Origin of the sequence: Kineococcus halophytocola, from assembly GCF_041276425.1 — a bacterium.
GTDB lineage: Bacteria > Actinomycetota > Actinomycetes > Actinomycetales > Kineococcaceae > Kineococcus > Kineococcus halophytocola.
In genome coordinates, this window is the sequence record NZ_JBGFTU010000006.1 from 102,118 (window position 1) to 115,264 (window position 13,147).

11 protein-coding genes are annotated in these 13,147 nt (G+C 74.3%); 2 read left to right on the forward strand and 9 right to left on the reverse strand.

The genetic code is table 11. The annotated features are described in order from the left end of the window. Positions 1-3 precede the first annotated feature (3 nt). From AB2L27_RS06640 to AB2L27_RS06660, 5 genes are all read right to left on the reverse strand, one after another. Entirely contained in the window at positions 4-1,359 is a 1,356-nt protein-coding gene (locus AB2L27_RS06640) for an NAD(P)/FAD-dependent oxidoreductase (RefSeq protein WP_370440685.1), read from the reverse strand. Next, positions 1,356-2,750 (reverse strand): aspartate aminotransferase family protein, encoded by a 1,395-nt coding sequence (locus AB2L27_RS06645; RefSeq protein ID WP_370440686.1) that lies wholly within the window; start codon positions 2,748-2,750, stop codon positions 1,356-1,358. Before AB2L27_RS06645 ends, AB2L27_RS06640 begins: the two co-directional genes overlap by 4 nt. Positions 2,751-2,824: 74 nt before the next feature. Next, positions 2,825-3,292 carry an Lrp/AsnC family transcriptional regulator gene (locus AB2L27_RS06650; RefSeq protein ID WP_370440687.1) on the reverse strand — a complete coding sequence of 156 codons (468 nt, stop codon included), beginning with the start codon at positions 3,290-3,292 and terminating at the stop codon, positions 2,825-2,827. 118 nt (positions 3,293-3,410) lie between these two features. Further along, the gene (locus tag AB2L27_RS06655) at positions 3,411-4,847 is read right to left on the reverse strand and encodes a gamma-aminobutyraldehyde dehydrogenase (protein ID WP_370440688.1); all 1,437 of its coding nucleotides are present in this window, start codon (positions 4,845-4,847) and stop codon (positions 3,411-3,413) included. Beyond that, on the reverse strand, positions 4,847-6,799 hold the full coding sequence (locus tag AB2L27_RS06660; RefSeq protein WP_370440689.1) for a primary-amine oxidase: 1,953 nt from the start codon (positions 6,797-6,799) through the stop codon (positions 4,847-4,849). Before AB2L27_RS06660 ends, AB2L27_RS06655 begins: the two co-directional genes overlap by 1 nt. Before the next feature lie 191 nt (positions 6,800-6,990). On the opposite strand from AB2L27_RS06660, the gene AB2L27_RS06665 reads away from it, so the two are divergent. Continuing rightward, positions 6,991-8,535, forward strand: a complete 1,545-nt coding sequence (locus tag AB2L27_RS06665) for an APC family permease (protein WP_370440690.1) — start codon at positions 6,991-6,993, stop codon at positions 8,533-8,535. A gap of 105 nt (positions 8,536-8,640) precedes the next feature. On the opposite strand, the gene nagA is transcribed toward AB2L27_RS06665, so the two are convergent. Then, positions 8,641-9,762, reverse strand: a complete 1,122-nt coding sequence (gene nagA / locus AB2L27_RS06670) for an N-acetylglucosamine-6-phosphate deacetylase (RefSeq protein ID WP_370440691.1) — start codon at positions 9,760-9,762, stop codon at positions 8,641-8,643. Next, entirely contained in the window at positions 9,759-10,799 is a 1,041-nt protein-coding gene (locus AB2L27_RS06675; protein WP_370440692.1) for an SIS domain-containing protein, read from the reverse strand. The genes nagA and AB2L27_RS06675 overlap by 4 nt, the downstream gene beginning before the upstream one ends. A gap of 95 nt (positions 10,800-10,894) precedes the next feature. Here AB2L27_RS06675 and AB2L27_RS06680 point away from each other — a divergent pair, with 95 nt between their 5' ends. Beyond that, positions 10,895-11,788 carry a MurR/RpiR family transcriptional regulator gene (locus AB2L27_RS06680; protein ID WP_370440693.1) on the forward strand — a complete coding sequence of 298 codons (894 nt, stop codon included), beginning with the start codon at positions 10,895-10,897 and terminating at the stop codon, positions 11,786-11,788. A gap of 33 nt (positions 11,789-11,821) precedes the next feature. Here AB2L27_RS06680 and AB2L27_RS06685 read toward each other — a convergent pair whose 3' ends face one another. Both AB2L27_RS06685 and AB2L27_RS06690 read right to left on the reverse strand, forming a co-directional pair. Beyond that, the gene (locus AB2L27_RS06685; RefSeq protein WP_370440694.1) at positions 11,822-12,850 is read right to left on the reverse strand and encodes a zinc-dependent alcohol dehydrogenase family protein; all 1,029 of its coding nucleotides are present in this window, start codon (positions 12,848-12,850) and stop codon (positions 11,822-11,824) included. A 66-nt stretch (positions 12,851-12,916) separates the two neighbouring features. Next, entirely contained in the window at positions 12,917-13,066 is a 150-nt protein-coding gene (locus tag AB2L27_RS06690; protein WP_370440695.1) for a GNAT family N-acetyltransferase, read from the reverse strand. Positions 13,067-13,147 lie beyond the last annotated feature (81 nt).

The following is a 13,147-nucleotide window of genomic DNA, read 5'->3' on the forward strand; positions in this document are numbered from 1 at the left end:
CGGTCAGTGCGCGGTGAGCCGGGCCAGGACGGTCGACAGGGGGGTCGGTCGGCCCAGGGCGTCCTCGGCCGCGTCGGCCGCCCGCGCCACCAGCAGGCCGGCGTTGACGCCGAGCCAGCGCAGCGGTTCCGGTTCCCAGCGCGGTGGGACGTGGCCGAACCACGGCAGTCGCAGCAGCTCGGAGTCGGTGCCGGTGATGCTGGCCGCCAGCGTGCGGCCCGCCAGGTTCGCGGTGCCGACCCCGTCCCCGACGTACCCGCCGGCGCTGCCGAGGCCGGTCGCCGGGTCGTGCCGGACGCAGGCGTGCCAGTCGCGGGCGATGCCCAGCGGTCCGCCCCAGGCGTGGGTGAACCGGGCCCCGGCGACGGCGGGGAACATGTCCCGCAGGGTGGCCCTGAGCGTGGCGAACACCCCCTCGTCCCCGTCGAACTCCGGCCGGATCGCCGACCCGAGGTGGTAGGGCGCTCCGCGGCCGCCGAAGGCGAGGCGGTCGTCGGCGGTGCGCTGGCCGTAGACGACGACGTGCCGGTGGTCGGAGAACGTCTCCCCACCGGACAGCCCCACCTGGTCCCAGGCGCGGGCGGGCAGGGGTTCGGTGGCGACCATGAGCGAGTAGACCGGGACGACCTCGCGCGTGCCCGTGGTCGCGGTCCACGCCTCGGTGGCGCGCACGACGTGCCGGGCCCGGACCGTGCCGCGGTCGGTGCGGACGCGGCCGGCCGCGACGTCCGTGGCCCGGGTGCCCTCCACGATCCGGCCCCCGCGCCGTTCCACCGCCGCGGCCAGACCGCGCGCCAGGCGCAGCGGGTGCAGGCGTGCGCAGTCGGGGGTGTACGTCGCCCCCAGGGCGCGGGTCATGCCGACGGTCCTGCGCGTCTGCTCGGCGTCCAGCAGCCGCAGCCGCTCCGGGGACCCCGCGCGCTCGTCGGCCGCGACCTCGGCGGCGGCGCGGGCCAGGTGCGGCGCGCTGCGCGCCACGACGACGGTGCCCCCGCGGCGGAAGTGGCAGTCGATGCCCTCGGCGCGCACCACCCGCTCGACCTCGTCGATCGTGGTGCGCATGGCCTGCCGCATCGCCCGGGCCGCGACGGGACCGTGCTCGGCGGCCAGGGCGCTCTCCCCCTGGGGCAGCAGGGCCGAGCACCAGCCGCCGTTGCGGCCGCTGGCCCCGAACCCGACCCGTTCGGCCTCCACGACCAGGACGGAGGCTGCCGGGTCGTGCTCGAGGACGTGGTAGGCGGTCCACAACCCGGTGTACCCGGCCCCGACGACGCAGACGTCGACCTCGGTGTCGCCGTCGAGGGGTTCGCGCACCGGGCCCGGCGGTGCGGTGTCCTCCCACAGGGAACGCACGCTCACAGCAACCGGCCCGCCTCGGTGAGCACGGACCGCAGGCGCTGCTCGATGTCGTCGAACTCCGGCGGGCCGATGACGAGCGGCGGCGCGAGCTGGACGACCGGATCGCCGCGGTCGTCGGCGCGGCAGTACAACCCGGCCTCCCACAGCGCCGGGGACAGGAAACCCCGCAGCAGGCGCTCGGACTCGGCCTCGTCGAACGTCTCCCGCGTGGCCTGGTCCTTCACCAGCTCGATGCCGTAGAAGAACCCGGCCCCGCGGACGTCACCGACGATCGGCAGGTCCAGGAGCCGTTCCAGCGCCGCGCGGAACAGCGGGGCGTTCTCGTGGACGTGCCGGACGAGACCCTCCCGCTCGAAGATGTCCAGGTTCGCCATCGCCACGGCCGCCGAGACGGGGTGGCCGCCGAACGTGTAGCCGTGGGCGAACACCTCACCCGGGCCGCGGAACGGTTCGAACAGTCGCTCCGAGGCGATGACCGCACCCAGCGGGGAGTACCCGCTGGTGAGGCCCTTGGCGCACGTGATGACGTCGGGGACGTAGCCGAAGTCGTCGCAGGCGAACAGCTCCCCGACGCGGCCGAAGGCGCAGATCGTCTCGTCGGAGACGAGCAGGACGTCGAGCTCGTCGCAGATCTCGCGCAACCGCTCGAAGTACCCGGGCGGCGGCGGGAAGCAACCGCCGGCGTTCTGGACGGGTTCGACGAAGACCGCGGCCACGGTGTCGGCGCCCTCGAACTCGATGGCCTCCCCCACCCGGTCCGCGGCCCAGCGGCCGAACGCCTCGGGAACCTCGCGCAGGTGCTCGGGGGCCCGGTAGGCGTTGGTGTTCGGGACGCGGAACGCACCGGGCACGAGGGGTTCGAAATCGGCCTTGACCCCAGGGATGCCGGTGATGGACAACGCGCCGTGCGTGGTGCCGTGGTAGGCGATGGACCGGCTGACGACCTTGTGCTTGCCGGGTCTGCCGACGCGCTTGTAGTACGCCTTGGCGAGCTTCCACGCCGTCTCGACGGCCTCGCTGCCGCTGGTGGTGAAGAAGACGCGGTCCAGGTCCCCCGGCGCCTCGTGGGCGAGGCGTTCGGCCAGGTCGATGGCGGCGGGGTGGGCGTAGGACCACAACGGGAAGAACCCCAGGGTGGCGGCCTGCTGGGCCGCGGCCTGCGCGAGTTCGGTGCGCCCGTGCCCGACCTGGACGGTGAACAGGCCGGCGAGCCCGTCGAGGTACTCCCGGCCGCGGGAGTCCCAGAGGCGGGCACCCTCGCCGCGGACGATGACGGGGACCTCCTCGCCGGCGTCGAAGGGGGCGTGCCGCGTGAAGTGCATCCACAGGTGGTCGCGGGCGGCCGCGGATCGGTCCGTGCCGCGCGGGGTCGTCGCGGGGTGGCTGGACATGCCCGGACACTAGACCGGCCGGTACAGTTATCACAAGGATTCCGTCGGCCGAAAACTCCAGGACCGCGGATCCGTCAGCGCGTACCCCAGTTGTACAGCTGTTTGCGCAGGCTCAGGTAGACGAAGGTCTCGGTGGCGACGACTCCGGGGACGGCGCGGATCTTGGCGTTGATGAGGTCGAGCAACCCGTCGTCGTCCTCGCAGACCGCCTCGACGATCACGTCGAAGGACCCGGCGGTGACGACGACGTAGTCGATCTCGGGGATCTCGGCCAGCCGGTCGGCCACGACCCGGGTGTCCCCCTCGGCGCGGATGCCGATCATGGCCTGGCGGGCGAAACCCACCTGCACGGGGTCGGTCACCGCGACGATCTGCACGACCCCGCTGTCCAGGAGGCGCTGCACCCGCTGGCGGACCGCGGCCTCGGACAACCCGACGGCCTTGCCGATCGCCGCGTAGGACATCCGGCCGTCCTCCTGCAGCACCTCGATGATCCGCTTGGAGACGTCGTCCAGGGCGAGGGCGGGCTGTCGGCTCGGCACGCACCGATGCTACGCGGGAACTCCTCCCCGCCCCGCCGCGTGCGCGACGGAACCCGGCGGGCGGCGCGCCCGGTCCGGGGTCCGTCGGCGGCCGGCCGGGTGGCCGGCCGCCGCGGGGTCAGGACTCCAGGTTCGCCATGACGTGCTTGACCCGGGTGTAGTCCTCGAACCCGTACATCGACAGGTCCTTGCCGTACCCGGACTGCTTGAACCCGCCGTGCGGCATCTCGGCCACCAGCGGGATGTGGGTGTTGATCCACACGCAGCCGAAGTCCAGGGCCGCCGACATGCGCATGGCCCGGCCGAAGTCCTTCGTCCACACGCTGGAGGCCAGGCCGTACTTCGTCCCGTTGGCCCAGCGCAGCGCCTCGTCCTCGTCGCCGAACCGCTGCACGGTGATGAGCGGGCCGAACACCTCGTTCTGGACGATCTCGTCGTCCTGGCGCAGCCCGGACACCACCGTCGGTTCGTAGTAGAAGCCGTCGGCCAGGGCACCGGTCCCACGCGCACCTCCCGCGCCGAGGACGGCGTGGTCGGGCAGCCGGTCGACGAAACCGGACACCTGCCGCAACTGGTTCGGGTTGTTCACCGGTCCCACGGCGGCGTCGGGGTCGTCGGGCAGCCCGATGCGGGTGGACCGGGCCTGCTCGGTCAGCGCCGCGACGAAGTCGTCGTGGACGCGGGGCGCGGCCAGCACACGGGTGGCGGCCGTGCAGTCCTGGCCGGCGTTGAAGTACCCGGCCCCGGCGATGGCCTCGGCGGCCGCCTCGACGTCGGCGTCGTCGAAGACCACGACGGGCGCCTTGCCGCCCAGTTCCAGGTGGACGCGCTTGAGGTCGTGGGAGGCGGCCTCGGCCACCTGCATGCCCGCGCGGATCGACCCGGTGATCGCGACCAGCCCCGGCGTCGGGTCCTGCACGAGGGCGCGCCCGGTGTCGCGGTCACCGCAGACGACGTTGAGGACCCCCGGGGGCAGCACCTCGTTCGCCACCTGCGCCAGCAGGACCGTCGAGGCGGGCGTGGTGTCGGACGGCTTGAGCACCACGGTGTTCCCGGCCGCCAGCGCCGGGCCGATCTTCCACACCGCCATCATCAGCGGGTAGTTCCACGGGGTCACCTGCCCGACGACCCCGATGGGTTCGCGGCGGACCCAGGAGGTGTGCCCGGCCAGGTACTCCCCCGCCGCCCGGCCCTCCAGGACGCGGGCGGCGCCGGCGAAGAAGCGGAGCTGGTCGACGGCCGGCGGCAGTTCCTCGCTGCGGGTGAGGGCGACGGGCTTGCCGGTGTTGCGCACCTCGGCGGCGACGAACTCCTCGGCCCGGGACTCGATCGCGTCGGCGAGGTCGAGCAGGAACTTCTGCCGCTCGGCCGGGGTCGTGCGCCCCCAGGACGTGAACGCCCCGGAGGCGGCCGCGTAGGCGGACCGGACGTCCTGCTCGGAGGACAGCGGGGCGGTCGCGTACGCGGTGCCGGTCGAGGGGTCGACGACCTCGGTGGTGCGACCGTCGGCCGCGGGGACGGACTGGCCGCCGACGACGTTGGACAGGGTCTGCATCAGTTGGTCTTCCCTCCGGTGGTGCTGGGCTGGTGCTCGGGCTGGTGCTCGCTCGGGTGGCAGTGGCCCGCGGGCGCGGGCGCGTCGAGGGCGGGGTTGCGGTCGAAGAACCCCGCGGGCTTGAGGCGGAACGCGACGGCGTCCTGGGGCATGACGGGCCAGTCCTCCACGCACGGGACGTGGTGGATGCCGAACACGTGCCACAGCACGACGTCGGTGTCCTCCAGCGGTTCGTCGTCGGCGGTCCAGCGGGTCATGCCCTCGTCCCCGGTGCTCTGGGTGGGGTGGTCCCCGGCCGGCCACAGCTCGTCGTCGTGGTGGCGGGTGACCCACACGTCGTGGCCGATGACGGGGGCGCGCAGGAACTGGGGGGCGTCGGGGGCGAACAGGTGCGGGATCGCGTCCGGCGTCGTGAGCTTGTACGCCGTCGGCGTGCCCACCGCGTTGGTGCGCCGGGTGCTGGCCACCGTCCACACCCGCTGCTTGTGCCAGTCCACGTCGCGGCCGGCCTCGCGCTCGGACCGGACGGGCGTGGAGGTCGTCGTGAGGGCCAGGCCGTGCGGGTTGTCCGGCCCGGTCGGGGCGACGTGGGTGTCGACCTCGTGGACGGTGGCGTGCTGGCCGTCGACGTCGAGGTCGAGGCGGGCCACGAGGAAGTGCTGGTGGATCGGCGCGTACGTCCGCTCGTCGACGAGGACCCCCGTGGCCGGGGTCGGCGCCCCCTCGGGCAGCGGGGTCGTCACCATGATCCCCGTCGCGCGGACCTCGCACTCGATCGTGCCGTCGAGGTAGAGCCGCCAGTAGACGAGGTACTCGTAGTTGGCGACGGTGGCGTGGAAGGAGATCACCATGCGTCGCGAGCGCCGCACCTGGGCACCGGCGCGCTCGTCGACGTGCTTCCACAGCACGGCGTCGTCCTCCTCGTGCAGGCAGATCGCCTGCGGCACCGTGTAGGGCTCGCCGCGGGAGTCGGTGAGGACGGCGTCGACGTAGCGGATCTCCCCGAGGCAGTCGCAGCCGAGTTCCAGGGAGGTCGTCATGAACCCCAGGCCCCACTCGCCGATGTCGTAGGCGGTGCGGCGGCGGTGGTCGAAGGAGGCGTCGCGGTAGGGCACGACCATCTCGGCGAAGGACAGCCGGTAGCCGATCTCGCGGCGTTCGGCCCCGTCGTCCCACGCGAGCTGGTGCAGGACCAGCCCCTCGCGGTGGGTGAACCCGAGACGGACCGACCAGTTCGCCCAGCGCAGTTCACCGTCCTGGCTCAGCGAGAACGACGGGCCGTCGGGCTGGGTGATGTCCAGGGGCCGCAGGTCGGTGCGGGCCGTGGTGCCGGTCAGGGCCGGGTCGTACTCCCCGCGCGTCGGCGCGTCCGGGGCGGCGGGTGCCTCCTCGACGTCGAGCAGTTCGTAGGTGTTCATGTCGAGGATGAACTTCAGCCCGCTGACGGGGTGGGCGTAGGGGCTGCCGCCGGGGGTCTCCCGGCGCCAGACGTCGACCCAGCCCAGGCGCCGGTCACGCCACTGCGGCGGCATGACGGCCGCGCCGAAGGTCCAGGTGTCCAGGAGCACGAGGTCGAGGTCGGTGATCCCGCGCGCGGCGAGCGCCTGCACGACCCGGGGTTCGCGCTTGAGGGCCTGCTCGGCCTCGTGGAACTCGTCGAGCGTGAAGTTCGGCGTCACGCCCGGCAGGTGCTCGAAGCGGTCCACCGCCCCGGCGAGGAGGTCGACGAGGACGTCGTAGGTGCGTCCGTCGGCGCGGTCCCAGACGATCGACCGGGCCCGCCGCGGGACGTCGTCCCCGGGCCGCCACGCCAGCACGTCGGCCTTGGGCGGTTCGGCCAGGACGACCCCGGCGAAGCGCATGGAGGGGGCCAGCCGGCCGCTCCCCCGCAGCACCTCGAGGTTGCGGCCGAACTCCTCGGCGCTCAGCGGGACCAGCGGGTGCGCCGGCACGGCAGTCCTCCTCCATCGGTGGGCTCCATCGGCTGATGGACGGCCAGTCTGACGGAGAGCTCGCCGGCCGACAAGTGAGAGGTGCGTTTTCCGTCGCGTCACCCGGCCTCCACGACGGATTCCGTGATCCCGTCACCTGACGCTGTTAGGGTCACCCGGTTCTGCACCCCCTCCCGACGTCAGGAGCCCCGATGGCACGTGCCGCTCACCCCCCGGACCCACCGCCGGCCGCCACCCCCGCGACCGGCAAGGGACTGCAGTCCGGGGCGCTCGGGCTGTGGGGCAACACGGTCATCGGCCTGGGCGCCACGGCCCCCGTCTACAGCCTCGCCGCCACCCTCGGGTACGTCGTCCTCGCCGTCCACGACAAGGCCCCGGCGATGTTCCTCGTCGCGTTCGTGCCGATGCTGCTGGTGGCGGTCGCCTACCGCGAGCTCAACCGCGCGGCGCCGGACTGCGGGACCACGTTCACCTGGGGCACGAAGGCGTTCGGGCCGTGGGTCGGCTGGATGGGCGGCTGGGGCGTGGCCGTCTCGGCCATCATCGTCCTGGCCAACGTCGCGGAGATCTCCGCCGTCTACACGCTGCGGTTCCTCGGCCTGGACGCCGCCGCGGAGAACCCCCTCCTGCGGGTCGGCCTGGGCCTGGTGTTCATCGTCGCCATGACGTGGGTCAGCTACCGCGGCATCACGATCTCCGAACGCCTCCAGAACGTCCTCATCGTCGTGCAGTTCGTCGTGCTCGGCGTCGTCTCCGTCGGGGCCCTGTACCTCGTCTACACCGGCGGGGCGGGGCCGCAGGCCGTCCGGCCCGCGTGGGACTGGTTCTCCCCCGTCGGGGTGAGCGGGTCGGCGCTCGCCGAGGCCGTCATCCTGTGCATCTTCATCTACTGGGGCTGGGACGCGTGCCTGGCCGTCACCGAGGAGACCCGCGACGCCGACCGCACCCCGGGCCGCGCCGCCCTGCTGGCGACCGTGATCCTCGTCGTGACGTACGTCCTCGTGGCCGTGGCGGTGCAGGCCTACGCCGGGTTCGGCACGACCGGCATCGGGCTGAACAACCCCGACAACGCCGACGACGTGCTGTCCACCCTCGGCGCCCCCGTCGGCGGGGCGGTGCTGTCGGGTCTGCTGCTGCTGACCGTCGCGATCTCGGCGGCGTCCTCGACGCAGACGACGATCCTGCCCACGGCCCGCGGCACCCTGTCGATGGCCGTCTACGGCGCGCTGCCGCGGCGCTTCGCGACGGTGCACCCGCGCTTCAAGACCCCCTCCTTCGGCACGCTCGTCATGGGCGCGGCGGCCGTGGCGTTCTACCTGGTGCTGAGCCTGGTGAGCCAGAACGCGCTGCAGGACTCGATCGCCTCCCTCGGGCTAGCGGTCGCGTTCTACTACGGCATCACCGCGTTCTCCTGCGTGTGGTTCTTCCGCCGGACGCTGACCCGCTCGGCGCGCGACCTGTTCCTGCGCGGGGTCTTCCCGGTGCTCGGCGGGGTGGCGATGCTGTGGGCCTTCGTCCAGAGCAGCGTCGACATGCTCTCCCCCGACTACGGGTTCACCGCGTTCGGGCCGCTGGGCGGGGTGTTCGTCATCGGCGTCGGGATGCTGGCCCTCGGGGTCCCGCTGATGCTGCTGTGCGCGGCGCGGCTGGGCGCGTTCTTCCACGGCCAGACGCTCGACGCCGACACCCCCGTCCTCGTCCCCGACACCGGCCAGCCGCCGGTCGGCGGGCTCTGAGGGGCCCCTCGGTTCCGTGTCGTTGTCCAGCGCTGCGCGCTGGCTCCAGCGAAGCGTCGGTAGGTTCGGCGTTTCGCGTCAACGACACTAACAGGAGGGCGCGCGTCAGGTGAGGACGCGCAGGAGGGCGAGGTCGGCGTCCAGGACGACGGCGCCGCCGCGGGCGCCGGGGTCGAGGTGGCCGACGTCGGTGCGGCCGAGCAGGCGGGCCGGCGTCGCGGTGACCGCGTCGAGCGCGTCCTCGAGGTCCAGCCCGGCCTCGGTGACGGCGAAGCGCAGGGCGCGGTCGAGGGTCAGGGTGCTGCCGGCGATGGACCCGCCCCCGGCGAGCCGGGCCACCCCGTCGACCACGTCGACGTTGAGGTCTCCCAACCGGTAGCGGCCGTCGGCCGACCCGGTGGCGGACATGGCGTCGGTGACGAGCGCGACCCGCCCGCGGCCGGCGCGGCGGGCGGCCAGGGCGACGACCAGCGGGTGCAGGTGCACGCCATCGGCGATGAGCTCGACGGTGACGCGGTCGTCGTCCAGGAGCGCGGGCACGGCGCCCGGTTCGCGGTGGTGCACCGGCGGCATCGCGTTGAACAGGTGCGTGGCCCACCGGGCCCCGGCGTCCACGGCGCGCCGGGTGGTGGCGGCGTCGGCGCCGGTGTGCCCGATGGAGGCGATCGCCCCGGCAGCCGTGATCTGCTGCACCGCAGCCAGTCCCCCGGGCAGCTCGGGGGCGATCGTCACCATCCGCACGAGGCCGGTGGACAGCAGCCGGTCGAGGTCGGCGGGGTCGGGGTCGCGCAGCAGGTCCGGGGCGTGCGCGCCGCGGTGGTCCGGGCTCAGCCAGGGCCCTTCGAGGTGGACGCCGGCGAGTTCACCGTCGACGACGAGGTCGGCGAGGGCGTCGAGGGTCGCGGCGAGCTCGTCGAGCGGGCTCGTCACCAGGCTCGCGACGAGCGTCGTCGTCCCGTGCGCCCGGTGGGTGGCCGCGACGGTGCGGGCCGCCGCGACGGCCTCGTCCCCGCGCCCGCCGAAGCTGGCCCCCCCGCCGCCGTGGCAGTGCACGTCGACGAACCCGGGGACGACGTGCGCGCCCTCGACGGTCTCCTCGGCGGCGGCGGGCCCGGTGGGCGCCGGACCCAACCCCACCTGCAGCACCTCCCGGCCCCGCAGCAGCACCCACCCGTCGGGCAGCACCCGGGTACCGGTGTGGACGGTGCCCCGCGCCAGGACGGTCATCGGGTCTCGGTGACCTTGCGCAGCCCGCGGGGCGCGTCCGGGTCCAGTCCGCGGGCCACGGCCATCTCCAGGGCCAGGCGCTGCAACGGGACGATCTGCACGACGGGCGCGAGGTCCTCGGGCATCCCGCTCGGCAGCCCCAGCCGGACGGTGGCGTCGGGGGCCAGGCCCTCGGGGGCGACGGCGCAGACGTCGGCCCCGCGGTCGCGCAGCGCGTCGAGGACGGGGGCCATCGCCTCGCCGCCGCGGCCCTGCGGGACGACGGCGATGACGGGCCGGTCGGCGTCGACCATGGCGAGCGGGCCGTGCATGAGGTCGGCGGCCGAGAACGCCTGGGCGGACAGGTAGGACGTCTCCATGAGTTTCAGCGCGGCCTCGCGCGCCGTCGGGTAGGAGTACCCGCGGGCGGTGAGGACGAGGCGGTCGACGAACCGGTAGCGCGCGGCGACGTCGGGGACGTCGGGGGCGGCCACGGCCTGCTCCAGGAACCCGGGCACGGCCGCCGCCGGGGTGAGGTCGCCACCGCGCCACGTCGTCACGAGCAGCCACAGGGTCAGGAGCTGGGCGGTGTAGCTCTTGGTCGCGGCGACGGCCAGTTCGGGGCCGGCGTGCACGTCGAGGTGGTGCTCGGCGGCCTGCGCGAGCGCGGAGTCGGGGTTGTTCGTCACCGCGAGGGTGGTGGCCCCGGCGCGGCGGGCGGCGGTGGTGGACTCGACGAGGTCGGGCGAGCCGCCGGACTGGCTGATGCTGATCCACAGCACGTCGCGCAGGTCCGGCGTGGCCCCGTAGACGGTGAGCGTGGAGGTGGACGTGAGCCCGCAGGGCAGGCCGAGACCGATCTCGATCAGGTACTTGGCGTAGAGCGCGGCGTGGTCGCTGGTCCCGCGCGCGGTGAGCAGGACGGCGCGGGGGGCCTCCTCCCGCAGGACGGCGGCGAGGCGGGCGATCTCACCGCCGGCGGCGGTGAGGACCCGGTCCGCGACGGCGGGCTGTTCGGCGATCTCGGAACGGACGAGGTGACCACGGGCGGGGCTCACGGGGGCTCCAGACGGGGTGACGGGGTTCCGTGAAGGAAGTCGACACGACGGTAGCGCCGGATGAAAGTTCTCACCAGACCTCCGGACGGAGCCCCGTGACCGCACCCGACCCCGCCGCGCTGCGCGCGCACCTGCTCGCCGCCGCCCCCACCGCGACGGCGTCGGTCGCCCGGGTGCTGGACGTCCTGCTGCAGGACCCGGTCGCGGCCGCCCACCTCACCGTCACCGACCTCGCCGCCCGCACCGGGACCAGCGAGGCGACCGTCGTGCGGACGGCCCGCTCCTTGGGGTTCGCCGGGTACCCGCAGCTCCGGCTGGCCCTCGCCGCGGCCGGCCCCGCCCCCGGCCCGGCGGCGCTGCTCACCGGCTCCCCCGAGGACGCCCCCGACCTCGCCGGGGTCGTCGCCAGCTTGGCCGCCCTGGAGAGCGAGGCCCTGCACGCCACCGCCCGCACCCTGGACCTGGCCGCGCTGGAGGCGGCCGCCGACGCCGTCCACGCCGCGCGGGCCGTGGACTGCTGGGGCCTCGGCGCCTCCGGGTTGCTGGCCGCCGACTTCGACCACAAGGCCGTCCGCGTCGGGCTGCTGACCCGGTTGCGGACGGAGGGGCACGCGGCCCTCGTGAGTTCGGAGACCCTCGGGCCGGACGACACCGCGCTCGTCGTCAGCCACTCCGGGCGCACCCCGGACGTCGTCGCCGCCGCCGGGCGCGCCCGGGACCGGGGGGCGGCGGTGGTCGCCGTGACGAGTTCGGCGGGTTCGCCGCTGGCGGGGACCGCCGACCACGTCCTGCTCGCCACCGGGCGCGAGACCGCCTACCGCGCAGGGGCGATGGCCAGCCGGGCCGCGGCGGCGCTCGTCCTGGACTGCCTCTACGTCGCCGTCGTCCAGCGCTTCGGCGACCGCGCCGCGGACGCGCTGCAGCGCACCTACCGCGCCGTGGAGGAACCCCGGTCGGCCGACGGCGGGCGTCCGCGCCGCCGCCGGTAGGCGGTGCTCAGCAGGACGCCGGCTCACGGACGTTCAGTCCTCCCAGACGATCCCGACCTTGCCGCCGACGCCGGAGTCGGCGACGGAGTAGGCCTGCGCCGCCTGATCGAGCCCGAAGCGGTGCGTCACGACCGTCTCGGGGTGCAACCCCCACCGCGCGAGGTTCTCCAGCAGTTCCCCCATCCGCACCGTCGAGGTCACCCACGACCCGTGGACGGTGAGCTGGCGGTGGATGAGCACCTCGCTGACGTCGACGGACAACTGCCCACCCTCACCGACCAGCGCGACCCGGCCCCAACGGCGGGTGTGCCGCAGCGCGGTGAGCTGGCCCCGGCCGCTGCCCGAGCAGTCGACCGCCGCCTCGGCGCCGTCGCCGAGGGCGGCGCGCAGTTCCTCGTCGGTGCCCGCCAGCGCCTCGTCGACCGCCCCGAGCTCGACGGCCAGTTCCCGGCGCTCAGGGCTGGGGTCGGTGCCGACGACGCGGGAGACGCCCATCGCCCCGGCCAGCAACCCGGCGGCGAGGCCGACCGGTCCCAGGCCGGTGACGAGCAACCGGTCCCGGCCGGAGACCGCGAGCCGGCACAGCGCCTCGTAGGCCGTCCCGAAACCGCAGGCGACGCAGGCCCCGTCGAGGAACGTCAGCGCGTCGGGCAGGACGAGCAGGTCGCGTTCCTCGGCCAGCAGCAGATCGGCGTGACCACCGTCGCGCTGCCAGCCGTAGGCCGCGCGTGAGGGTGCGCTGCAACTGATCTGGTACCCGCGGCGGCAGTCCTCGCACTGGCCGCACCCGCTGATGTGGTAGACGACGACGCGGTCACCGACGCCGATGCGGTCCACCCCGGGACCCACGGCGACGACGCGACCGGCGGGTTCGTGCCCACCCACGACGCCCTGGTAGGCCTCCGGCCCCTCCCCCAGGTGCTCGCGGTAGATGGCACGCAGGTCCGACCCGCAGATCGTCGAGGCGCGGACCGCGACGACGACCTGCCCGTGGCCGGGGGTGGGATCGGGAACCTCCCGCAGGTCGACCTCGCGGTTCCCGGGCAGAAACGCTGCGTGCACGGTGGGGGCTCCTCGTCGAACGGCCGGACGTCGGTGCCGAGCATGGCACGGGTCCCCCGGCAGGGTTCAGCGGACCGCGGCGAACAGCAGGCTGTCGCGGCGCTGCCCGCGGACGACGACGTGCGAGCGCAGCAATCCCTCGCACCGCATCCCGATCTTCTCCAGGACCCGCCGCGAGCCGGGGTTCTCCGGGCGGCGGGTCGCCTCCGTCGTCATGCCCTCCCGGCGGTCCCTGCGCAGGCCGCCGCAGGAGGAGTGCAACCGGCCGGGGCCCTCAGCGGTCGTTCAGGGCGAGGG